This window comes from Streptomyces sp. NPDC004542, from assembly GCF_040610035.1.
Taxonomy (GTDB): Bacteria; Actinomycetota; Actinomycetes; order Streptomycetales; family Streptomycetaceae; genus Streptomyces.
This window is the reverse complement of sequence record NZ_JBEXLP010000001.1, coordinates 40,599-62,894: the sequence shown is the minus strand read 5'-3', so window position 1 is coordinate 62,894 and position 22,296 is coordinate 40,599. Positions and strand designations below refer to the sequence as shown.

The window sequence follows — 22,296 nt, the reverse complement described above, 5'->3', positions numbered from 1 at the left end:
ACCGTCACGACGGAGCCACCTTCGCCTCCGGCACCGCGGGCGACCGCTTGCGGGGCGGGTGCAGCACGGTGGCCGTAGCGCGGTCGCAGATGGTGTGGACCCGTTCCAGGGACAGCCCGAGCAGCGCCGCCACCTGGTCGTCGGTCACCCCTTCGTACAGCCGCAGCACGACGATCAGGCGCTCCTGGGGCGTGAGGACGGCCAGGGCGCTGCGCGGGTCGGGGCGGGGCCGGGCGAAGCCGCCGTACTCGTGCCAGGCACCGCGGGCGAACCGTGTGGCCAGGTACTGGCGGGCGCGGTCGTAGGGGTCCTCACCGCGCAGCCGGTCCCAGCACGCGTACGTGTGCGCGAGCGCCAGCGTCAGCAGGCGCCGCGCGCGGGGGGTGTCCTGCGGAGCCTCCCCGGTGAGCAGGGTCGCGGCATGCAGCAGCCGCCCGCCCGCACCCGCGACGAACGCCTCGAACTCCCGGGCACGGCGGGCGTGTCCGGACGCCTGCCGTTCTCGCACCGCGCCTCCCCACGGGCCGTCTGGGGGCCCGCCGGCCCACGGCACACGAAAGCCGTGCGCGACGAGGGCCCGGTCTCATATGAGGCCTGTGGCGGCCCCGCGGTCAAGAGCCGTGCGGCACGCGCGTGTGCGGACCCGCTCCCTCCGGGGGCGGCGCGGGGGAGCTCAGGAGGCCGGCGGCGTCTCCGGCGCCGGCATGCCCTGGACCGTCATGCGCGCGGAGAGGGCGCTGTTGAAGCGCGTCAGGAGCGTGCAGAACGTCTCGCGCTCCTCCGGTGCCCAGTCGTGCGTCAGCTCGGCCATCAACTGGCGCCTGGACGAGCGCACTTCCTCCAGGCGGGACAGGCCGCGCGGGGACAGTTGCAGCACCACCGCGCGTCCGTCCTCGGGGTGCGACGTGCGCTTGACGAGCCCGGTGTCCACGAGTGGAGCAACCTGCCGGGTGACCGTCGAGGAGTCGATCCCCATGCTCGCGGCGAGCGCCTTGACCCCCATCGGGCCTTCCTTGTCGAGGCGGTTGAGCAGCAGGTATGCGGCGCGGTCCATGGAGTTGCGCACCTGCCCGACGCCGCCGAGCCGGGTCTGTTCGGCACGGCGGGCGAACACCGCGACCTCGTGCTGCAGCGTGTCGAGGAGACCGCTGTCACCGACGGTCGTCATGTCCATCGACATTTCAGGTGTTGTGGGCATGGCCGGGGGCTCACTTCATGAAGGGGGTGCTGGGTTGGGGGACAGGGTACGCGGCCGGGAGGCGGGCCGTACCGGCGCTGCGCAAACCGGATCTCGGAGCTTGGTCACACCGGTCGCCCACGACTGTGAACTGCGAGACTGGAGTCATGAGCTACCGCACGGCTGACTCCTTCCGGCCCGTGACCCTCGACGACGTGCGCGGCGCGCAGAAGATGCTGTCGGGAGTGGCCCGGGTGACCGCGATGGAGGGCAGCCGGCACCTGTCCCAGCTCGTCGCCGCGCCGGTGCTCCTGAAGTGCGAGAACCTCCAGCGGACGGGTTCGTTCAAGCTGCGCGGGGCGTACGTGCGGATCGCCGGACTGCTGCCCGAGGAGCGGGCCGCCGGGGTGGTCGCCGCGAGCGCCGGCAACCACGCGCAGGGCGTGGCGCTGGCCTCCGCCCTGCTCGGGGTGCACGCCACCGTGTTCATGCCGAAGGGCGCACCGCTGCCCAAGATCAGCGCCACCCGTGACTACGGCGCCGAGGTGCGCCTGCACGGTCAGGTGGTCGACGAGACCCTGGCCGCCGCCCAGGAGTACGCGGCCGAGACCGGCGCGGTGTTTATCCACCCCTTCGACCACCCGGACGTCATCGCGGGCCAGGGCACGGTCGGCCTGGAGATCCTGGAGCAGTGCCCGGAGGTGGGCACGATCGTCGTCGGCATCGGCGGCGGCGGGCTCGCGGCCGGCATCGCGGTGGCGGTCAAGGCGCTCCGGCCGCAGGTGCGGATCGTGGGCGTGCAGGCGGAGGGCTCGGCGGCCTACCCGCCCTCGCTCGAAGCCGGGCGCCCCGTGGCGATCGAGAACCCGGCGACGATGGCCGACGGCATCAGGGTCGGGCGGCCCGGCGACGTGCCGTTCGGCATCATCGACGAGCTCGTCGACGAGGTCCGCACGGTCGGTGAGGACGAGCTGTCCGCGGCGCTGCTGCTGTGCCTGGAGCGGGCCAAGCTGGTCGTCGAGCCGGCCGGCGCCAGCCCGGTCGCCGCGCTGCTCGGCGGCCCCGGCGCCTTTCCCGGGCCGGTCGTCGCGGTGCTCTCCGGCGGCAACGTCGATCCGGTGCTGCTCCAGCGCGTCCTGCGGCACGGCATGGCAGCGCAGGGCCGCTACCTGGCCGTTCGGCTGCGGCTCACCGACCGTCCCGGCGCCCTCGCCACGCTCCTCGGGGTGTTGTCAGTGGTGGACGCTAACGTCCTCGACGTGAGCCATGTACGGACCGACCCCCGGCTCGGGCTCACGGAGGCGGAGGTGGAGCTGCACCTCGAGACGAAGGGACCGGCGCACTGCGTCGAGGTCGGCCAGGCGTTGCGCGAGGCGGGTTACACGGTCATCGCCTGAGGCAGCGGCCTCGGGGTCACTCGTTCGAGTAAATCCATTGAGAGACGCGATACATCGCGTTAGTGTGTGTGGCGGATTTCTCCGAAGCATCCCCGACGACGTGGAGACTCACATGCCAGGCGCCATCTACGCCGAAGGTCTGGTGAAGACTTTCGGCGACGTAAGGGCATTGGACGGCGTCGACCTCGACGTACCCGAGGGCACGGTCCTCGGCCTGCTCGGGCCGAACGGCGCGGGCAAGACGACGACCGTCCGCTGTCTGACGACGCTGCTGCGCCCCGATCGCGGCCGGGCGGTCGTCGCGGGCATCGACGTGCTCAGACACCCCGACGCCGTACGCCGCTCCATCGGCCTCTCCGGCCAGTTCGCGGCCGTCGACGAATACCTGACCGGCCGGGAGAACCTGCAGATGGTCGGCCGGCTGTACCAGATGAAGGCCAAGGCGGCGAAGACCCGGGCCGAGGAACTGCTGGAGCAGTTCCACCTCACGGACGCCGCCGACCGGCCCACCAAGACCTACTCCGGGGGCATGCGCCGCCGGCTCGACCTCGCGGCGGCCCTCGTGGTCTCACCGCCCGTGATGTTCATGGACGAGCCGACGACCGGCCTCGACCCGCGCAACCGGCAGCAGCTCTGGGAGGTCATCAAGCAGCTGGTCTCCGGAGGGACGACCCTGCTGCTCACCACCCAGTACCTGGAAGAGGCCGACCACCTCGCCCACGACATCGCGGTCGTCGACCACGGCCGCGTCATCGCCCAGGGCACCTCCGACCAGCTCAAGGCCCGCACCGGCGGCGAGCGCGTCGAGGTCGTGGTGCACGAGCGCGAGCACATAGCGACCGCGACGGAGGTGCTGCGCGGCTTCGGCAAGGGCGACACCACGGTCGAAGAACACACTCGCAAGATCACCACGCCCGTCACCGGTGGCGCCAAGCTGCTCGCCGAGGTCATCCGGGAGCTGGACACCCGCGGCATCGAGATCGACGACATCGGACTGCGCCGCCCCACGCTCGACGACGTCTTCCTGTCCCTGACGGGACATGTGGCCGAGGCGAAGGACGAGGACACCGGCGCTGCGAAGCCCGGCACCGGGACTGGCACCAAGACCGGCACCAAGACCGACAAGGAGACCGTGAAATGAGCGCCGTCACCGACACCGCGCCGGTCGCGGCACCCCGCAACCCCGTCGGCCAGTCCGTCCGGGACTCGCTGATCGTCGCCCAGCGGAATCTGATCCGCATGTCCAGGATCCCCGAAATGGTCATTTTCGGGCTCATCCAGCCGATCATGTTCGTGGTGCTGTTCACCTACGTCTTCGGCGGCTCCATGCAGATCGGCGGCAGCACGAGCGCGACCGCCTACAAGAACTTCCTCATGGCCGGCATCTTCGCGCAGACCGTCACCTTCGCCACCGCCAGCTCCGGGGCCGGCATCGCCGACGACATGCACAAGGGCCTCATCGACCGCTTCCGCTCCCTGCCCATGGCACGCGGCGCGGTACTCACCGGGCGCACCCTCGCCGACCTGGTGCAGACGGCGCTGACCCTGCTCGTCCTCGCCGTGGTCGCCCTGCTGGTCGGCTGGCGCGTCGGGTCGGACGGGAGCACCAACGCGGCCAAGGTCCTGGCCGCCTTCGGCCTGCTGCTCCTGCTCGGGTACGCGTTCACCTGGATCGGTGCCCTGATCGGCCTGTCCGTGCGGACCCCCGAGGCGGCCACCTCCGGTGGGCTGATCTGGCTCTTCCCGGTGACCTTCATCTCCAACGCGTTCGTCGACACCGGCAACATGACTCCGTGGCTGCGTCACATCGCGGAGTGGAACCCGTTCAGCGCCACGGTCCAGGCGGCCCGCGTCCTGTTCGCCAACCCCGGTCAGTCCACCTCGGAGGCCTGGCCCATGCAGCACCCGGTGTGGGCCTCGCTGATCTACTCGATCCTGATCATCGTCATATTCCGGACCCTCGCGGTGCGCAAGTACCGCTCCGCGACGGCATGACACTGCCCCCGGCGTCGCGGGGACGCCGGGGGCAGCTCAGGAATCGTCGGCCGGACAGGCCCGGCCGCGCCAGGACGTCTCAGTCCGAGTACGGCTCGGCCTTCAGGATCCGCACCGAGGCCTTCTTGCCGTTGGGCAGCTCGTACTCCGCGTCCTCGCCGACCTTGTGGCCGATGACGCCGGAGCCCAGCGGAGACTGCGGGGAGTAGGTCTCGATGTCGGCGCTCGCGTACTCGCGCGAGGCGAGCAGGAACGTCAGGGTGTCGTCCTCGTCACCGTCGAAGGCGATCGTCACGACCATGCCGGGCGCGACCGCGCCGTCGGCCGAGGCCGGAGCCTCGCCCACCTTGGCGTTCTCCAGGAGCTGGGTCAGCTGGCGCACACGGAGCTCCTGCTTGCCCTGCTCCTCCTTGGCCGCGTGGTACCCGCCGTTCTCGCGCAGGTCGCCCTCCTCGCGCGCGGCCGCGATCTTGGCTGCGATCTCCGTGCGCGCAGGACCAGTAAGGTACTCAAGCTCATCCTTGAGCTTGTTGTACGCCTCCTGGGTCAGCCAGGTGACGTTCTCGCTGGTCTGGGTCACAGGGTGCTCCTCGTCGGTACTGGGAATACAAAGCATCGCCCTACCCAGAAGAATGTTCCTCCATGGATGGGCGAAACCACGAGCCTAACAATTCAAGCGCCGAAGGGGGAGGACATAAGCCTCCAGATTCCTGTCAGCGCAGCTCAGAGCCGACGTATTCCCGATGGCGTCAGTCGGCGTGGCAGCCGAGCAACTCGGCTGTGGTGCCCTTGGCCGTCGTACGGAGCGTGACCACCCGGTCGATCCGTGTGGCGGATCCGGAGAAGCGGAAGTCCGCCCGGCCTACCTCGCCGCCGTCGGCGGCCTGGGAACGCAGGGTGCAGTAACCGGAGACGCCGGAGTCCTTGTGGACCTCCAGATGCGCCTTGACCGCGTCGTCCGAGGCCTGGAAGGTGATCACCTGGGCGCTGATCTCGTTCTGGGCGACGTAGTGGTAGGCGAAGTAGCCGATCAGCGCCAGCAGAGCCGTACCGAAGACCACCGCGGCGACCCTGAGCCTGCGGTCGGCGCGCTCGTCCGAGGAGCGGCCGTAGCGGCCCTCGGGGAGCCGCGTGCTCGCCGTGCTCATGATCGTCCTCTCCGTGGAATTATTCGCCCGCCGTTTCGGTCACTATAGAAGCCGCCCGCCCGCCACCCGACCGCCGCCCCGCAAGGATGTCCCCGCGGGACGGCACCTGTTGGATCGCACCCGCAGACACGGGCGCCGAGTTACGAGGATTGAGTCTTGACTGACCAACTGCGACTGATGGCCGTCCACGCGCACCCCGACGACGAGTCGAGCAAGGGCGCGGCCACCATGGCGAAGTACGTGTCGGAGGGGGTGGACGTGCTGGTGGCGACATGCACCGGCGGGGAGCGAGGCTCCATCCTCAACCCGAAGCTCCAGGGCGACAAGTACATCGAGGAGCACATCCACGAGGTCCGCAAGAGGGAGATGGACGAAGCGCGCGAGATCCTCGGGATCAAGCAGGAGTGGCTCGGCTTCGTCGACTCCGGCCTGCCCGAGGGCGACCCGCTGCCCCCGCTGCCCGAGGGCTGCTTCGCCCTCGAGGACGTCGACAGGGCGGCCGGTGAGCTGGTCAAGCAGATCCGCTCGTTCCGCCCCCAGGTGATCACCACCTACGACGAGAACGGCGGCTACCCGCACCCCGACCACATCATGACCCACAAGATCTCGATGGTGGCGTTCGAGGGCGCGGCGGACACCGAGAAGTACCCGGAGGGCGAGTACGGCCCGGCGTACCAGCCGCTGAAGCTGTACTACAACCAGGGCTTCAACCGCCCGCGTACCGAGGCCCTGCACAAGGCGATGCTCGACCGGGGACTGGAGTCCCCCTACGGCGAGTGGCTCAAGCGGTGGAACGAGATGGAGCGCAAGGAGCGCGTGCTCACCACGCACATCCCCTGCGCCGACTTCTTCGAGATCCGTGACAAGGCGCTCATCGCGCACGCCACCCAGATCGACCCGGACGGCGGCTGGTTCCGCGTCCCGATGGAGGTCCAGAAGGAGGTCTGGCCGACGGAGGAGTACGAGCTGGCGAAGTCCCTCGTCGACACCTCCCTCCCCGAGGACGACCTCTTTGCGGGCATCCGCGACAATGCCTGACATGAGCGCGAGCCTGGCACTGACGCACCTCGTCCCCCTCGCCAAGGAGGTCGACGAGAACAAGGTCACCCCCGGCGTCCTCGGCTTCATCGTCTTCGCGGTGATGGCCGTGGCCGTCTGGGGCCTGATGAAGTCCATGAACAAGCACATGCAGAAGGTCGACTTCAAGGAGGCCCCGGACACGAAGGCGGAGGCCGGGGCCGCCCCGGCCGACGACAAGCCCCGGCAGGGCTGACCGGGGTTCACCGCCCGGCCGGCACCGGGACGCCCATCACCTCCCGGGCATGCCGGTCCGGCACCATCCCCAGCCGCCACGCCTGCCAGCCCGCTTCCAGGTCGACACCCCGTTCCAGGAGCAGTTGGCAGGCGCCGACGTAGTCGTCCAGCTTCTCGTCCCGGGCCGGGTGGCCGGCCCGGGCGAGCTGGGCCAGTTCCTCTTGGGCGACCGCCGTGCCGACCTCCACCCCGCCGGGGGACGCGTACGGCAGCAGGGTGCAGCGCAGGAAGCGGGCCCAGTCCTCGCCCCGGCGGTCGCCGTACCCGGTGAAGAGCTCGAGGGCCTCTTCGCACAGGCTGAGGGCCTGCTGGACTCGGGCGTTTCCCGCGTCGACGACCGCCAGCTCCAGGCAGGTCCAGGCCTCGCCGTGGCCGACGCCGATGCGCTGGAAGTCGGCGCGCGCGTCGACCAGGAGCTGGCGGGCGAAGCCGGAGTTGCGCAGCGAGCCCGTCTGGGCGGCGCGCTGGTCGCGGGTGACGCGGGCCGAGTGGTGGCGGGCGCAGGCCAGGCCGTAGACGTCCCGCATCCGCGAGAACATCGTGCGGGAGCGCTCCAGCTCACGGACCGCCTGGTCCAGGCCGCCGGTCTCCTCCAGCGCCAGGCCCAGGTGGAAGCCCGTCCAGGCCTCGCCGCGCGCGTCCTCGTTGTCCCGGTGCCGGACGGCGGCCTGGCGCAGGCCCTCCACCGCCGCGGACGCGTCGCCGTCGACCAGACGGGCCCGGGCCAGCTGCGTCAGGGCCCAGGCCTCGCCGCGGGCGTCGCGGGTGCGGCCGTAGCGGTCGAGGGCGGCGCGCAGCTCCGTCTCCGCCCGCGGTACGTCGCCGAGGCGCAGGGCGAGCTGGCCGAGCTGGAAGTGGGCCCAGGCCTCGCCGTGCACCGAGCCGCCCTCGCGGTGCAGGACGAGGGAGCGGGTCAGCAGGTCCAGGGCTTCCGGCAGCCGGGCGCGGTCGCGCTGCACGGCGGCCAGCGCGTGCATCGTCCAGGCCCGGTCCGTGGCCAGCTCGGGCGCCGCCTGGAGGGCCAGGGCCTCCTGGAGCTTGGCCGCCGCCTCCGTGAGGTTGCCCTGGTGGTGGAGCGTGATGCCGAGCGAGCACAGGGCGCGGGCGGCGCCCGCGTCGTGGTGGGCCTCCAGATAGAGGTCGACCACGGACGTCAGGGTGGCGCGCGCCTTGTCCAGCTCACCGAGCTGGCGGGCGGCGATGCCGGTGCGCCACTGCACGGAACGCACCAGCAGGCCCTGGTCGACGGAGTGGGCGAGCTCGCTGATCTCGCCGAGCCGGTAGAGGTCGCCGCGCAGCAGGCAGTAGTCGCACAGGGCGCCGAGCAGGTTGAGCACCGCCGACTGGTTCACGCCCTCCGCGTGGCGCAGCGCGGCGGTGATGAAGCTCGACTCGTCGTCCAGCCAGCGCAGCGCCTCGTCGAGCGAGGTGAAGCCGTGCGGGCCGAAGCGGTCCGAGCGGGTCGACATGTTGCCGTCGACCAGGCGGAGCACGGAGTCGGCGAGTTCCGCGTAGTTCACGATCAGGCGTTCCTGCGCGGCCGTCCGCTCGGCCGGGTCCTCCTCGTCCAGCAGACGGGCGTGGGCGAAGGCGCGCACCAGGTCGTGCAGCCGGTAGCGGTGGCCGCGGACGTGGTCGATCAGGCCGGCCCGGGCGAGGGTGACGAGATGACGGGTGGCTTCGGCCTCGTCGGTGGCGAGCAGCGCGGCCGCGGCGGCGGCGCCGAGGGAGGCCCGGCCGGCCAGCGCCAGCCGCCTGAGCAGCCGCCGGGCCGGCTCCGGCTGGTCGGTGTAGCGCAGCCACAGCACACGCTCGACCGGCTCGACCGGGCCGTATGCCGCCAGGTCCGTGGCCAGTCGGCGGGCCGACCGGGGGCCCAGGCTGGAACCCGCGATGCGCAGTGCCAGCGGCAGGCCCCCGCACAGCTCCTGGATCCGCTCGCCGGCCTCGGCGTCATAGGGGTCCGAGGTGTCCTGCGCGGCCGCGGCCAGCAGCTCCTCCGCGCCCGCCGCCTCCAGGGGCTCGACCGGGAGCTGGTGCACCCAGGCCGGCAGGTCCGCCGGCAGGTCGAGGGGTTCGCGCGCGGTGACCAGGACCAGGCTGTCGGAGCGGTCGGGAACGAGGGCGCGGACCTGCTCGGCGTCCGAGGCGTCGTCCAGCACGATCGTCACCGGCAGACCTGTCAGATGCCGGTGGTAGAGCTCGCTCAGCCGCTTGACCTGCTGGTCGGGGGAGGACCGCTCGCGGAACAGCAGCTGTTCGCGGGGCGCGCCGAGCCGGTTGAGCAGGTGCAGCAGCGCGTCCCGGGTGGACAGCGGCGGCTCCTGGCTGTCGCCGCGCAGGTCGACGACGACCGCGCCGCGGAAGTGGTCCTTCAGGTCGTGCGTGGCGCGGACAGCGAGGGTCGTCCGGCCCGAGCCGGGCGCCCCGTGCAGGACGACCACCGTCGGCCGGGTCTCGGTCGTCGCCCGGGCCGCCCGCACCCACTGCCGGATCCGGGCCATCTCCCCCCGCCGCCCCGCGAACGGCCCGGCGGGGGCCGGAAGCTGGGCGAAGGAATGTTCGAGCACCGTGCGCCTGCGGGCCGCCGCGCTCTTGTCCGTACCGCGCAGCGGGGGCCCGTTCTTCCTCGGTCCCGTGGAAGCGCTGAGCACCCGCTGCTGGTCGAAGAACGGACGGACGCCCCGTACTTCCAGCGCGGTCAGCCACTGCAGGCGCAGCTGTTCCGGCCCGCCCGGCTGGCCGGCCGCACCGGCCCGGTGGTGGGCCGCGGGCAGGTGGGAGCCGGCGACCTTCATGACGGTGGCCGCCGCGCCCACGACCCCGACGGCGACACCCGCACCGAACGCGGTCCCCGTGCCGGTGCCGAGGGACAGGTCGGCCATGATGGCCGCGACCGCCGCGACCCCCGCCACCAGCAGGGGGGTTCCGGCGCCCTCGCGCGCGTACCGCTGGCCGAAGGTGAGCCGTCCCGCCTCCGCCTCGTCGAGGGCGCGCGTGTACGCCTCGTACTCCTCGGCGGCCGTTCTGGCCATCGAGTCCAGTGCGCCACGCGCCCGTGACAGCAGCACCTGCCCGTCGACCCGTCCGCCCGAGCGCCGCACCTCCTCCTCCACGGCCCGCACCACCAGCCGCTCGGCCTCCGCCCGATGGCCGTCCCGCATGTCCCGTCCCCCTCCGGCGGCAACTCCTTTGCCTACGAGTGTCCTTCGGGAGAGGCGGGAGCGCGAGAGGGCCGACGATCACGGAGCGCCAGAAGCAGGCAGGCGGTGGCCAGCGCGGCCTCCGCCACCGCACAGGCGGCCGCCTGGAACAGAGCGGCGCCCGAGGGCGCGGTGGTGAGGTCGAACCAGGCGTCGAGAACGGCGACGGCGGCGGTGGCGGAGGCGGTGAGACGGGCCCGGGCGTCACCGCGCAGGCCCAGGAACGCGGTGGCGGCGCAGCCCGTGGCCATGAAGACGTCGAGGCCTATCCAGGCGAGCGACCAGTGCCGGACCTCCGTGCTCGCGGGGAGGGTGAGGCCGAGCACCACCATCCACGGCACCAGCAAGGCCGCGGCCGCGCCAAGCAGGAGCAGGATCCGTTTCGTTCGCATGTCTCCACCCTAGACCACAGAGAAAATTCTGCAAAGAAAATTCTGCGGACATCGCCCGGGAGAGCGATGGCCCAGGGCTACCGTGTTCCCATGTCCGTCCCCGACCCCACCACCGGGCCCGAACTCACCGGCCTCGAACGCACCGCTCTGTACAAGTCCCTCGGCAACCCGCTGCGCCGCCGGATCCTCGACTACCTCGGCCGGCACACCGAGGCGAACTCCACCGTGCTCGCCCGCGAACTCGGCGAAAGCTCCGGCACCACCAGCTACCACCTGCGCAAACTCGCCGAGCAGCGGCTCATCGAGGAGATCCCGGAGAAGTCCGGCGGCCGCGAACGCTGGTGGCGGGCCCTGCCCTTCAGCCACACCACGCCCGACCCGGCCACGATGTCCCCGGAGGAGTACGCGGCCGCCGAACACCTCGCCCTGCTGAAGATCGAGGTCGACACCCGGCTCTTCCGCCGCGCCCACGAGGAGTACCGGGGGCCGCAGGGCTGGGCCCAGGTGCAGCGCACCGGCGCCTGGATGACCAAGGAGGACCTGCACGCGTTCGTGCGCGCCTATCAGGGACTGCTGGACCGCTACGGCCACACCCGCGAGGACGCCCCCGAAGGGGCGCGCCACGTGAACCTGCGCTTCTACGCCGCGCCGGAACCCGTGGGAGAGTGGAACCGTGAACCGACTGGCCCATGAGACCTCCCCGTACCTGCTCCAGCACGCCGACAACCCCGTTGACTGGTGGCCCTGGTCGGATGCGGCGTTCGAGGAGGCCCGCAAGCTCGACAGACCGGTGCTGCTCAGCGTCGGTTACAGCAGCTGCCACTGGTGCCACGTCATGGCGCACGAGTCCTTCGAGGACCAGGCCACCGCGGCCTACCTGAACGACCACTTCGTCAGCGTCAAGGTCGACCGCGAGGAGCGCCCCGACGTCGACGCCGTCTACATGGAGGCCGTCCAGGCGGCCACCGGCCAGGGCGGCTGGCCCATGACGGTCTTCCTCACCCCGGACGCCGAGCCGTTCTACTTCGGCACCTACTTCCCGCCCGCCCCCCGGCACGGGATGCCCTCCTTCCGGCAGGTGCTGGAAGGCGTCCGGCACGCCTGGAGCGAACGCAACGACGAGGTGACCGAGGTCGCCGGGAAGATCGTGCGGGACCTCTCGCAGCGGGAGATCGGCTACCGGACGGAGCAGGTCCCCGGCGAGGAGGACCTCGCCCAGGCCCTCCTCGGTCTCACCCGCGAGTACGACCCGCAGCGCGGCGGCTTCGGCGGCGCGCCCAAGTTCCCGCCGTCCATGGTCCTCGAGTTCCTGCTGCGCCACCACGCCCGCACCGGCGCCGAGGGCGCCCTGGAGATGGCGCGGGACACCTGCGAGCGCATGGCGCGCGGCGGGATCTACGACCAGCTCGGCGGGGGCTTCGCGCGGTACTCCGTCGACCGCGACTGGACCGTGCCGCACTTCGAGAAGATGCTGTACGACAACGCCTTGCTCTGCCGGGTCTACGCGCACCTGTGGCGGGCCACCGCCCGCGGAGCCGCCGAGGGAGGCAGCGACCTCGCCCGGCGGGTCGCCCTGGAGACCGCCGACTTCATGGTCCGCGAACTGCGCACGGCGGAGGGCGGGTTCGCCTCCGCGCTGGACGCCGACAGCGACGACGGCACCGGGCGGCACGTCGAGGGCGCCTACTACGTGTGGACGCCGCGGCAGCTGACGGACGCCCTCGGCCCCGAGGACGCCGAACTCGGCGCCCGGTACTTCGGCGTGACCGAGGAGGGCACCTTCGAGGACGGCAAGTCCGTGCTGCAACTCCCCCAGCAGAACGGCGTGTTCGACGCGGACAGGATCGCGTCCGTCCGTGAGCGCCTCCTGCGCGTGCGGAGCGGGCGCCCCGCCCCCGGCCGCGACGACAAGGTGGTCGCCGCCTGGAACGGCCTCGCCATCGCGGCCCTCGCCGAGACCGGCGCCTACTTCGACCGTCCCGACCTGGTCGAGGCCGCGGTCGACGCCGCCGATCTCCTCGTACGGCTGCACCTGGACGAGCACGGCCGCCTGACCCGCACCAGCCGCGACGGCCGGGCCGGCGCCAACGCCGGTGTGCTGGAGGACTACGCCGATGTCGCCGAGGGCTTCCTGGCGCTGGCGTCCGTGACCGGCGAGGGGGCGTGGCTGGAACTCGCCGGGCTGCTCCTCGACCAGGTGATCACCCGTTTCACCGACCCGGCCGGCGGCGCCCTGTACGACACCGCCGCCGACGCCGAGCGGCTGATCCGCCGGCCGCAGGACCCCACCGACAACGCCACCCCCTCCGGCTGGACCGCCGCCGCGGGAGCCCTGCTGGCCCATGCCGCCCACACGGGTTCCGAAGCCCACCGGGCCGCCGCCGAGAAGGCGTTGGGCGTGGTGAAGGCGCTCGGCCCGCGCGTCCCGCGGTTCATCGGGTGGGGTCTGGCCGCCGCGGAGGCCCTCCTCGACGGGCCGCGCGAGGTCGCCGTCGTCGGTCCCTCCCTCGACGATCCGGCCACGAGGACCCTGCACCGCACGGCGCTTCTCGGCACCGCCCCGGGTGCGGTGGTCGCCGTCGGCACCCCGGACGGTGACGAGTTCCCGCTGCTCGCCGACCGCCCCCTGGTGGCCGGTGAACCGGCCGGGTACGTCTGCCGCAACTTCACGTGCGACGCGCCGACCACCGACCCGGAGCGGCTGCGCGCCGCCCTGAACGGCTGAACAGCGCGCGGAACACGTGGTACGCGGTGGCGGAACCGGGCAGCCCGGGCGTGGCTCGTTCCGGCGCTGTCGGCCCCGGGCGCGACCCGCGCGTCCGGGTGTCGTCGTCGACACCCGCGGTGCGCCTCCAGGGCCCGGCCGCGCTCACACCACGGCGGCCCGCGGAAGGGATTCGACCGGTTAGCCCGGCTGGCCCCGGTCCGTGAACTCGGCGAGGGCGCGCTCCACGATGGCCTCCAGCTGGTCGTGGTGCGCGCCCTTCCAGTAGGCGCGACCGCACTGCGCGCACTGGGCGAAGGCGTCGTACGACCGCCGGGTGCCGTGCTCGAGCCGGTCGGCGACCTCCGCCTTCGTGGCGTCCCGCAGCTCGCCGTTGCACGTGGTGCAGCGGGTCCAGGGCCGCAGGGCGGGCTGGAAGCGGTCGAGGACGTCGCGGAGCTGCTCCTCGGGGCGGGTGCTGTAGACGTACGCGCCCGCCCACAGTTCGCGGCGGCGCAGCAGGCCCCGGTCACGGCTGAGCATGACCCGCCGCTCGGCCGCCGAGCGGGCGGCCAGCGCCGGGTCGCCGATGTCCGTCGACTCGTACGCCGTGTCCACGCCGAGCAGGCGCAGCCGGCGGGCCAGCGTGCCGAGATGGACGTCGAGGAGGAAACGCAGGGGCGCGCCGGGCACCCGCTGGGGGCGCTCGACCGCCCGTACGTCCACCCGCTCGCCGGCCGCGGGGACGTGCGAGGCGGGCACCTCACGCCCGTTCACCACGAGCGCGCCGACCTCGGTGAGCGGGACGCCGAGGGACTCCACGACGTGCCCGAGGGACGAGACGCCGTCGGTGGGGAGCGCGGTGGCGCCCAGGCGCCGGGCGTGCGGCACGAACAGCCGCAGCTCGGGGGCGACTTCGACGTGGATCTCGGGACCGTTCACCTGGTCAGGATCGCACGGCAGGGAGGCGAGGCCTCAGCGGTTTCCGGTGGGCAGACCGCGTTCCATGACGTCCAGGGCGCGGTCCATGAGGTCACGGAGGTCGCCCTGGTAGCCGTTCTCCGCCCAGTACATGGAGACCTCCATCAGCCCGCCGACGAGGGACATCGCCCGGACCCGGACCTCCAGGGAGTCGGATGCCAGGCCGGTGCGGTCCGCTATCGCCGCGCAGAGCAGCCGGCCGGTGGCCGACATGCTCTCCATCATCCGGGAGCGGATCGCCGGCACCTCGACCCCGAGGCGGGCCCGCAGCCGGGCCACCTCCGGGTCGTCCTGCATCCCGGCGGCGACGGCCTTGCGCATCACGTGCCGCAGGGATTCGGCCCACGGTTCGTCCGTGGGCCGGGCGCGCAGTTCCTCGAGGAGGACCTGGTCGTACTCGTCCGTGAGGACGATGTCCTCCTTGGTCGGGAAGTACCGGAAGACGGTCGACGGCGAGACCTCGGCCCGGTCGGCGATCTGCTCGATCGTGGTGGCGTCGTACCCCTGCTCCTCGATCAGGGCGTACGTCGCCGTGCGGATCGCCTCACGGGTCTTGATCTTCTTCCGCTCGCGCAGGCCCAGCTGCGGGCGGTCGGCCGGGGAGGAGGTGCGTGCCGTCATGGGGGTCATTGTCAGGCATCCGGTTCGGGCACGACCACGCCCGGGACGCCCCCCTCCGGCACGGGAGCCCGGCCGGCCGGGGCGGGGGCGGGGAGGTCGCCGGGCCGGGGCGGTGCGGGGAGCGTGCCGTTCGTGGCCGGTTCGGGGGCGTGGAGTTCTGGGCCGGTGGCCGGGGCGGAGGGCTTGGCGGCCGTGGTGGGGGTGGACGGCGTGCCGGTCCTGGCCGGGGCGGTGGCCTGGTCGGCCGGGGCGGCGGGGAGCGTGCCGTTCGTGGCCGGTGCGGTGGGCAGGAACGCTGCGGCCGGCAATGCTGCGGCCAGGGAGGCGATGCCGCACACCAGCAGGACCAGACCCATGCCGTGCACGTAGGCGTCGTTCGCGGAGGCCGCCAGGCGCGCCGCGGGTCCGGGGCCCGCCTTCTCGGCGACGATGTGCGCGGCGACCACCGAGTCCCCGGCGGTGCGCGCGGCCCCGGCGGGCAGCCCGCTGACGTCCAGCCGGTCGCGGAAGGCGCCCGCCAGCAGGCTGCCCAGCAGGGCGATACCGATCGACGTACGCGTCAGCCGTCCACTGCTGCTCGCCGGTGGTGGCGCCGAGCTGTTCCGCCATGGTCGGCAGGGCCACGTTCAGGATCGTCATGTCGAAGCCGAGCACCAGCATGCTCGCGACCAGGGCTCCGAGGGCCCACCAGCGGCGTGGGTCGCGCCGGGTCTCCTCGATGTTCGTGACAGTAGGCATGAAATGACAGCAACTATCAAATCCTTGTCACCGTCAATATCCAGCGAGTGTCATGGCATGAAAAATGGCCACGGCTCGAGAGCCGTGGCCACGGGGCGGAGGAGGGGCTCAGCTGTGCTGGTACGCCACCAGGGAGATGCCCACGTAGTGGACGACGAAGGCGGCCAGGGTGAGGGAGTGGAACACCTCGTGGAAGCCGAACCAGCGCGGTGACGGGTTGGGCCGCTTGATCCCGTAGATCACGCCGCCCGCACTGTAGAGCAGGCCGCCGACGACGACCAGGACCAGCACGGCGATGCCCCCGGTGCGCAGGAAGTCGGGCAGGAAGAAGACGGCCGCCCAGCCCATCGCGATGTAGCAGGGGGTGTAGAGCCAGCGCGGGGCGCCGACCCAGAAGACGCGGAAGACGATGCCCGCGGCCGCCGCCGCCCAGATGCCCCAGAGCAGCCACTGTCCCTTGGCGCCCGGCAGGAGCAGCATCGTCAGCGGGGTGTAGGTGCCCGCGATGATCAGGAAGATGTTGGCATGGTCGAGTCTGCGCAGGACGCCGTCCATGCGCGGGCTCCAGTCGCCCCGGTGGTACAGCGCGCTGACGCCGAACAGCAGGCAGGCGGTCAGTGCGTAGATCCCGCAGGCGATCCGGCCGCGGGTCGAGTCGGCGAGGGCGGTGAGGATCAGGCCGGCGACGAGCGCGGCCGGAAACATACCCAGATGAAGCCAGCCGCGGAGCTTGGGCTTGACCGGGTGCGGCAGGGAGAGCTCGACGGGACCGTGGCCGGCGGCCGGCCTGTCCGCAGGCGAGTCGGGGACGGACGCAGTCATGACCGTCATCGTACCTACGGAGCCGTAAGTCGCGGGCGAGTCCCGGTCGATGGCCGCCGGAGAGTGGCCATCCTCTCACGGGCCGCGCGGAGCCGCAGCGCAAAAAGTCTCCCAGGCGAACCCAACGTGCACGCAAAGGATCCCGGAGTTATCCCGGAAGGGTGCGGCTAACCGTGGCGTTCCTCACGTCGCTCACTTGTGAGGCGGTCTGGACAGATGCGCAGTACCATCGGATGATCAAATGAGTGCGGTCGGCACCGGATGAGCGGCTACGAAGCGTCCGGGCCGCAGCCCCCACGGGGCCAAAAGGAAAAAATCCCTCATTTAGGAGCAATCGTGGCGCGCGACATCGCGGCTCCCCCCGTCATCCCCACCCACCACCAGGAACTGATCTCGTGGGTGAACGAGATCGCCGAACTGACGCAGCCGGACAACGTGGTCTGGTGTGACGGATCCGAGGCCGAGTACGAGCGACTGTGCGAGGAGCTCGTCACCAAGGGGACCTTCAAGAAGCTCGACCCCGTCAAGCGCCCCCACTCCTACTACGCCGCCTCCGACCCGACCGACGTCGCCCGGGTCGAGGACCGGACCTTCATCTGCTCCGAGAAGGAGGAGGACGCGGGGCCGACCAACCACTGGAAGGCGCCCGCGGAGATGCGGGACGTCTTCCAGGGCGAGAACGGCCTGTTCCGCGGCTCGATGCGGGGCCGCACGATGTACGTCGTGCCCTTCTGCATGGGACCGCTCGGCTCACCCCTGTCCGCGCTCGGTGTGGAGATCACGGACTCGGCGTACGTCGCCGTGTCGATGCGCACGATGACCCGCATGGGACAGCCGGTCCTGGACGAACTCGGCGACGACGGCTTCTTCGTCAAGGCCGTGCACACCCTGGGCGCTCCGCTGGAGCCCGGCCAGGAGGACGTGCCCTGGCCCTGCAACTCGACCAAGTACATCTCGCACTTCCCCGAGAGCCGCGAGATCTGGTCCTACGGCTCCGGGTACGGCGGCAACGCCCTGCTCGGCAAGAAGTGCTACGCCCTGCGCATCGCCTCCGTCATGGCGCGCGACGAGGGCTGGCTGGCCGAGCACATGCTGATCCTCAAGCTCACGCCGCCGCAGGGGGAGTCGAAGTACGTGGCCGCGGCCTTCCCCTCCGCCTGCGGCAAGACCAACCTCGCCATGCTGGAGCCGACGATCTCCGGCTGGACGGTGGAGACGATCGGCGACGACATCGCCTGGATGCGGTTCGGCGAGGACGGCCGCCTCTACGCGATCAACCCCGAGGCCGGCTTCTTCGGCGTCGCGCCCGGCACCGGTGAGCACACCAACGCCAACGCGATGAAGACGCTGTGGGGCAACGCGGTCTTCACCAACGTCGCGCTCACCGACGACGGCGACGTCTGGTGGGAGGGCATGACGGAGGAACCGCCCGCCCACCTGACCGACTGGAAGGGCAACGACTGGACCCCGGAGTCGGCCACCCCCGCCGCCCACCCCAACGCCCGTTTCACCGTCCCGGCCGCGCAGTGCCCGATCATCGCGCCCGAGTGGGAGGACCCCAAGGGCGTGCCGATCTCGGCGATCCTCTTCGGCGGCCGCCGCGCCAGCGCCGTACCGCTGGTGACGGAGTCCTTCGACTGGAACCACGGCGTCTTCCTCGGCGCCAACGTGGCCTCCGAGAAGACGGCCGCGGCCGAGGGCAGGGTCGGCGAACTGCGCCGCGACCCCTTCGCGATGCTGCCCTTCTGCGGCTACAACATGGGCGACTACATGGCCCACTGGGTCGACGTGGCCAAGGACAAGGACCAGGCCGGGCTGCCGAAGATCTACTACGTCAACTGGTTCCGCAAGAACGACGAGGGCAGGTTCGTCTGGCCCGGCTTCGGCGAGAACAGCCGCGTCCTGAAGTGGATCGTGGAGCGCCTGGACGGCAAGGCGGAGGGCGTCGAGACCCCGATCGGCGTGCTGCCGACGCGTGCGGCCCTCGACACGAACGGGCTCGACCTCGCCGACTCGGACCTCGACTTCCTGCTCACGGTCGACAAGGAGGTCTGGCGCGAGGAGGCGTCCCTGATCCCCGACCACCTCAACACCTTCGGCGACCACACCCCGAAGGAACTGTGGGACCAGTACCACGCCCTGGTGTCCCGCCTGGGCTGACCCGACGCTCCGCCGGGGGCCGGACGCGCGACGGCTTCGTCGCGCGTCCGGCCCGTTCCGCGGTCTGTCCGAGTTGTTCCCGAAATACCGGGCGCCATGAATTCCGAATGCCATGGGTGGCGATAGGGCTGCATTCTCGCGGTGTCGCCTAAGGTGCTGCCATGCGCGGAATTCTCCTGGCCGGAGGCACCGGTTCGCGATTGTGGCCGCTGACCCGCTCGGTGTCCAAACAGCTGTTGCCGGTCTTCGACAAACCGATGGTCTATTACCCGCTCTCCACCCTGGTGATGGCCGGTGTCCGCGAGATCCTGATCGTCACCACCCCCGAAGACCAGTGCCAGTTCCGCCGCTTGCTCGGCGACGGAAGTCAACTGGGGCTGCGACTCGAATACGTGGCGCAGGAACGCCCGCAAGGAATTGCGCACGCCCTGGTGCTGGGGGCTGATTTCGTCGGTGACCGCTCCGTCGCCCTGATTCTGGGCGACAACATCTTCCACGGGAGCGGCCTCGGCACCCGGCTGGCTCGCGGCGGTGACGTGACCGGCGGCAGGGTGTTCGCGTACCAGGTGGCGCATCCCTCGGCGTACGGCGTGGTGGAGTTCGACGAGCAGGGCCGTGCGGTGTCCATCGAGGAGAAACCGGCGCGTCCCCGGTCCCGGTACGCGGTGCCCGGACTGTACTTCTACGACAACCGCGCGGTGGACATCGCGCGCGGCCTGCGCCCCAGCGCCCGGGGCGAGTTGGAGATCACCGATCTCAACCGCGCCTATCTGCGGGCCGGAGCCCTCCACGTCACCGTGCTCGACCGGGGCACCGCGTGGCTCGACACCGGAACGTTCACCTCCATGGTCCAGGCCGCCGAATTCGTCCGGGTGGTCGAGGAGCGACAGGGCTGCAAGATCGGCTGCGTCGAGGAGACGGTCTGGCGCGCCGGCCTGATCGACGACGACCGGCTCAGGGAACTGGCCCGCCCCCTGCTCAAGAGCGGATACGGCCGCTATCTGCTGGAGTTGCTGGAGGGCTCCCGGCCCGTCGTCATGCCCCAAAGGGGCCCGGAGCACCTGTGCGAGGCAGACGTTCTGCCGATCGAGTGATTCTCGGGCACGGACAGGAGTCGACTATTAGTAATTCTTTAATAGGAGCCAATAATGGCGTCGTCTCTTGTCAAGGGGATGAGGCGGGCGATTGATTCGAACGTAGGAACTGTGTGTCCGCTGCCTTGTCCCCTCCCAGTCTGTGAGGAGGGTTGTCTTGAGTCGCAGAACAAGTCGAACGGCGCGGCTGAAATCCGCCACCATGGTATCGGTCGGCGCCGCCGCGGTGGCGCTCAGCGTCGCCCCGAGCACCGTGGCGATCGCCGGTGCGATGCACGAACCCGCAATCGTTCTGAAGCAGGTGGGCACGCACGACGTGCCCAAGGCGGCCGTCGCCGACGCGATCCGCAGGGCGGGCGCACATGGCGAGGCGTCGGTGCGCAGCGACAGCCCCGGCCCCCAGGGCGCGCGTGGCCCGCAGGGCCATCAGGGTCCGCAGGGCCATCAGGGTCCCCAGGGTCCCCAGGGTCCCCAGGGTGCGCAGGGCGCTCAGGGTGCGCAGGGCGCTCAGGGTGCGCAAGGTGCTCAGGGCGCGCAGGGTGCGCAAGGTGCGCAAGGTGCGCAGGGCGCTCAGGGCGCGCAGGGCGCTCAGGGTGCTCAGGGCGCGCAGGGTGCGCAGGGCGCGCAGGGCGCTCAGGGTGCGCAGGGCGCGCAGGGTGCGCAGGGCGCGCAAGGTGCTCAGGGTGCGCAGGGCGCCCAGGGTTCCGTGAGCGCCACCTACGTCAGGACCAACACCGCCGCCGGCACGGCAACCGCCACGTGCGACACCGGTGACTTCGCCACCGGCGGTGGGTATCTCGTCGCCAGCAGTGGGGCCGCGTCCGAGAACTTCCCCGGGGGCGGTACACCGCCTACTCAGTGGACCGCCACGTCCACCGCCGGTCAGACGGTCACGGCCTTCGTGGTCTGCGCGAACGTGACACCCTGACCCCCGTGTGAGGGTGCCCCCGAGGCTTCGGCCCCCGGGGCACCCTCCGCGGTGGACGCGCGGCGACAATCCTGGACCAGCCTCTAGACCAGCAGCGGGCCGCCGCAGCGCGCGGCGCCGTCCTTCACCGCGATGAGGTTGGCGACCACGTACGAGATGTTCTTCTCGCTGTGCCACTGGGACGGGAAGCAGGTGGTCAGCCGCGAACTCTGGAACCTGGCCTCCAGATCGGGCACGTACGCGCGGTACTGGTCGTCGGTGTAGTACCAGAACGAGTTCTCGTTGTAGTACGCGACATGGCTCGGGTCCTGGTACGCGCCGCGGCCGTCGGTGCTCGGAGTCGTCGTCAGGAGCATGCCGCCGGGTGCCAGCAGCCGGTAGAGCTCGTTGATCAGCGGCACCTTCGCCGGCACGTGCTCCAGGAAGTTCACGGCGCGCACCAGCCCGACGGAGTCGTCGGGCAGGTCCAGCCGGTCCGGCAGGGCCGCCACGATGTCGACCCCCTCACCCGGCTGCTTGTCCACGCCCACGTAACCGGGCGGCTTGCGGCGGGCCGCGCCGAGGTCCAGCGCGATCAGTCCCCTGCGGTAGGTCCAGGCCAGGGCGTTGGCCTCGATGTACTTGTCGTACAGCGCGACCGTCTCGCGCTGGATGTGCGCGTTGATCTCCGGGTCGCGCTGCGTGTTCGCCGGGTGCATGCGCTGGAGGTAGAGGCAGCGGGGGATGTGGTGGAAGTCGCCCACGTGGAACAGGCGGCACATCAGGTCCTGGTCGTCCAGGACGCTCCGGGTGGCGTCATACCCCCCGGCCTTCTTGTAGGCGTCCTTGCGGAAGGCCCGGACGTGGTTCGGCGCGTACCAGATGTAGGCGACGTTGTGCGGGGTCGGGGCCATGGACCTGACCTGGAGCAGCTTGCGGCCGTCGACCCGCACCTCCTCGTAGTGCCAGCCGTGCGTCTCGTTGAAGCGGCTGTCGTCCCGCTTCCCGTCCTCGGTGATCTGCGCGGTGTTGCTGTAGACGAAGACGGCCTCGGGGTGCTCGTCGAACGCCTGGCCGAGCTCGGCCAGGCACGCCTTCGCCAGCAGGTCGTCGTGGTCGAGTTCGACGAGGATCTCACCGCGGGCCAGTTCACAGGCCCGGCGCTTCGCCGCTCCGACGCCGACGGCGTCGTCCGCGATCTCCAGCCGGACCCGGTCGTCGGGGTGCTCCGGTCGCCATCGGGCGCCGTTGTTGAGCAGGACGATCCACTCCCAGTCCGGACAGGTCTGCGCCCGCAGGGTCGCGAAGCACTCGTCGAGGAAACGGGGCCGGTGGCTGGGGGTGAAGACGGAGAACCTCGGGGTGGCCGTCGACGTCATCTGCTGCTCCCTGCTCGCTGGAATGCCCTCAGGAGGCCGGCGCCGACGAGACCGTGGACGTGCCGACGGGGCCGGAGCCGAACCACCGTCACTTCCGCAGACGTTACGAGCGTCTCGGGACGGCGGTGCGGTGCGGCAGGCGGTTGCCGTGCACGGACCACCCGAATGCCCGCGTCGGAGGGGGAGCGGTGGCGGGACGTCGTGGCGGCGGCGCCGTCGTGAAGGGGTGGCGCCGTCGTGAAGAGGTGGCGCCCGGTCCGCGCG

General features: G+C 71.3%; 20 protein-coding genes and 1 pseudogene. 10 read left to right on the top strand and 11 right to left on the bottom strand.

Annotated elements, in window-relative coordinates:
- Window positions 1-4 precede the first annotated feature (4 nt).
- Entirely contained in the window at window positions 5-508 is a 504-nt protein-coding gene (locus ABZX30_RS00320) for a sigma factor-like helix-turn-helix DNA-binding protein (RefSeq protein ID WP_355926856.1), read from the bottom strand.
- A gap of 165 nt (window positions 509-673) precedes the next feature.
- The gene (locus ABZX30_RS00315; RefSeq protein ID WP_355927360.1) at window positions 674-1,180 is read right to left on the bottom strand and encodes a MarR family transcriptional regulator; all 507 of its coding nucleotides are present in this window, start codon (window positions 1,178-1,180) and stop codon (window positions 674-676) included.
- 164 nt (window positions 1,181-1,344) lie between these two features.
- On the opposite strand from ABZX30_RS00315, the gene ilvA reads away from it, so the two are divergent.
- From ilvA to ABZX30_RS00300, 3 genes are all read left to right on the top strand, one after another.
- Window positions 1,345-2,574 carry a threonine ammonia-lyase gene (gene ilvA, locus ABZX30_RS00310; protein WP_355926854.1) on the top strand — a complete coding sequence of 410 codons (1,230 nt, stop codon included), beginning with the start codon at window positions 1,345-1,347 and terminating at the stop codon, window positions 2,572-2,574.
- A gap of 112 nt (window positions 2,575-2,686) precedes the next feature.
- Window positions 2,687-3,715, top strand: a complete 1,029-nt coding sequence (locus tag ABZX30_RS00305; protein WP_355926852.1) for an ATP-binding cassette domain-containing protein — start codon at window positions 2,687-2,689, stop codon at window positions 3,713-3,715.
- The gene (locus ABZX30_RS00300) at window positions 3,712-4,569 is read left to right on the top strand and encodes an ABC transporter permease (RefSeq protein WP_355926849.1); all 858 of its coding nucleotides are present in this window, start codon (window positions 3,712-3,714) and stop codon (window positions 4,567-4,569) included. The genes ABZX30_RS00305 and ABZX30_RS00300 overlap by 4 nt, the downstream gene beginning before the upstream one ends.
- A 79-nt stretch (window positions 4,570-4,648) precedes the next feature.
- Here ABZX30_RS00300 and greA read toward each other — a convergent pair whose 3' ends face one another.
- Together greA and ABZX30_RS00290 are read right to left on the bottom strand one after the other, a co-directional pair.
- Window positions 4,649-5,149: a transcription elongation factor GreA gene (greA, locus tag ABZX30_RS00295; protein WP_355926846.1), complete on the bottom strand. Its 501-nt coding sequence runs from the start codon at window positions 5,147-5,149 to the stop codon at window positions 4,649-4,651.
- A gap of 169 nt (window positions 5,150-5,318) precedes the next feature.
- Window positions 5,319-5,717, bottom strand: a complete 399-nt coding sequence (locus ABZX30_RS00290; RefSeq protein WP_355926844.1) for a DUF4307 domain-containing protein — start codon at window positions 5,715-5,717, stop codon at window positions 5,319-5,321.
- A gap of 156 nt (window positions 5,718-5,873) precedes the next feature.
- On the opposite strand from ABZX30_RS00290, the gene mca reads away from it, so the two are divergent.
- Together mca and ABZX30_RS00280 are read left to right on the top strand one after the other, a co-directional pair.
- Window positions 5,874-6,755 (top strand): mycothiol conjugate amidase Mca, encoded by an 882-nt coding sequence (gene mca / locus ABZX30_RS00285; RefSeq protein WP_355926841.1) that lies wholly within the window; start codon window positions 5,874-5,876, stop codon window positions 6,753-6,755.
- Between the two features lies 1 nt (window position 6,756).
- Entirely contained in the window at window positions 6,757-6,990 is a 234-nt protein-coding gene (locus ABZX30_RS00280) for a hypothetical protein (RefSeq protein WP_355926839.1), read from the top strand.
- Window positions 6,991-6,997: 7 nt separating this feature from the next.
- Here ABZX30_RS00280 and ABZX30_RS00275 read toward each other — a convergent pair whose 3' ends face one another.
- Both ABZX30_RS00275 and ABZX30_RS00270 read right to left on the bottom strand, forming a co-directional pair.
- Window positions 6,998-10,195: a tetratricopeptide repeat protein gene (locus tag ABZX30_RS00275; protein WP_355926836.1), complete on the bottom strand. Its 3,198-nt coding sequence runs from the start codon at window positions 10,193-10,195 to the stop codon at window positions 6,998-7,000.
- A 32-nt stretch (window positions 10,196-10,227) separates the two neighbouring features.
- Window positions 10,228-10,626 carry a hypothetical protein gene (locus tag ABZX30_RS00270; RefSeq protein ID WP_355926834.1) on the bottom strand — a complete coding sequence of 133 codons (399 nt, stop codon included), beginning with the start codon at window positions 10,624-10,626 and terminating at the stop codon, window positions 10,228-10,230.
- Between the two features lie 90 nt (window positions 10,627-10,716).
- Here ABZX30_RS00270 and ABZX30_RS00265 point away from each other — a divergent pair, with 90 nt between their 5' ends.
- A complete protein-coding gene (locus ABZX30_RS00265) occupies window positions 10,717-11,319 on the top strand; it encodes a helix-turn-helix domain-containing protein (RefSeq protein WP_355926832.1) in 603 nt (200 codons plus the stop codon).
- Window positions 11,300-13,351, top strand: coding sequence for a thioredoxin domain-containing protein (locus tag ABZX30_RS00260; RefSeq protein WP_355926830.1), 2,052 nt, complete (start codon window positions 11,300-11,302; stop codon window positions 13,349-13,351). Before ABZX30_RS00265 ends, ABZX30_RS00260 begins: the two co-directional genes overlap by 20 nt.
- A 180-nt stretch (window positions 13,352-13,531) precedes the next feature.
- Here the strand turns inward: ABZX30_RS00260 and ABZX30_RS00255 are convergent, their stop codons facing one another.
- The 4 genes and pseudogenes from ABZX30_RS00255 to ABZX30_RS00240 form a co-directional block, all read right to left on the bottom strand.
- Entirely contained in the window at window positions 13,532-14,272 is a 741-nt protein-coding gene (locus ABZX30_RS00255) for a Mut7-C RNAse domain-containing protein (protein WP_355926829.1), read from the bottom strand.
- 33 nt (window positions 14,273-14,305) lie between these two features.
- Window positions 14,306-14,941: a TetR family transcriptional regulator gene (locus tag ABZX30_RS00250; protein ID WP_355926826.1), complete on the bottom strand. Its 636-nt coding sequence runs from the start codon at window positions 14,939-14,941 to the stop codon at window positions 14,306-14,308.
- 269 nt (window positions 14,942-15,210) lie between these two features.
- Window positions 15,211-15,483, bottom strand: a pseudogene (locus ABZX30_RS00245) (MFS transporter); the annotation flags it as partial.
- Window positions 15,484-15,778: 295 nt separating this feature from the next.
- A complete protein-coding gene (locus ABZX30_RS00240; protein ID WP_355926823.1) occupies window positions 15,779-16,492 on the bottom strand; it encodes a hemolysin III family protein in 714 nt (237 codons plus the stop codon).
- 336 nt (window positions 16,493-16,828) lie between these two features.
- Here ABZX30_RS00240 and ABZX30_RS00235 point away from each other — a divergent pair, with 336 nt between their 5' ends.
- The 3 genes from ABZX30_RS00235 to ABZX30_RS00225 all read left to right on the top strand — a co-directional run bounded on the left by ABZX30_RS00235 (window position 16,829) and on the right by ABZX30_RS00225 (window position 20,674).
- Window positions 16,829-18,652 carry a phosphoenolpyruvate carboxykinase (GTP) gene (locus tag ABZX30_RS00235; protein WP_355926821.1) on the top strand — a complete coding sequence of 608 codons (1,824 nt, stop codon included), beginning with the start codon at window positions 16,829-16,831 and terminating at the stop codon, window positions 18,650-18,652.
- A gap of 161 nt (window positions 18,653-18,813) precedes the next feature.
- Window positions 18,814-19,746, top strand: a complete 933-nt coding sequence (gene rfbA, locus ABZX30_RS00230; RefSeq protein WP_355926818.1) for a glucose-1-phosphate thymidylyltransferase RfbA — start codon at window positions 18,814-18,816, stop codon at window positions 19,744-19,746.
- Between the two features lie 157 nt (window positions 19,747-19,903).
- Window positions 19,904-20,674, top strand: coding sequence for a hypothetical protein (locus ABZX30_RS00225; RefSeq protein WP_355926815.1), 771 nt, complete (start codon window positions 19,904-19,906; stop codon window positions 20,672-20,674).
- A gap of 83 nt (window positions 20,675-20,757) precedes the next feature.
- Here the strand turns inward: ABZX30_RS00225 and ABZX30_RS00220 are convergent, their stop codons facing one another.
- Window positions 20,758-22,032, bottom strand: a complete 1,275-nt coding sequence (locus ABZX30_RS00220; RefSeq protein ID WP_355926812.1) for a glycosyltransferase — start codon at window positions 22,030-22,032, stop codon at window positions 20,758-20,760.
- Window positions 22,033-22,296 lie beyond the last annotated feature (264 nt).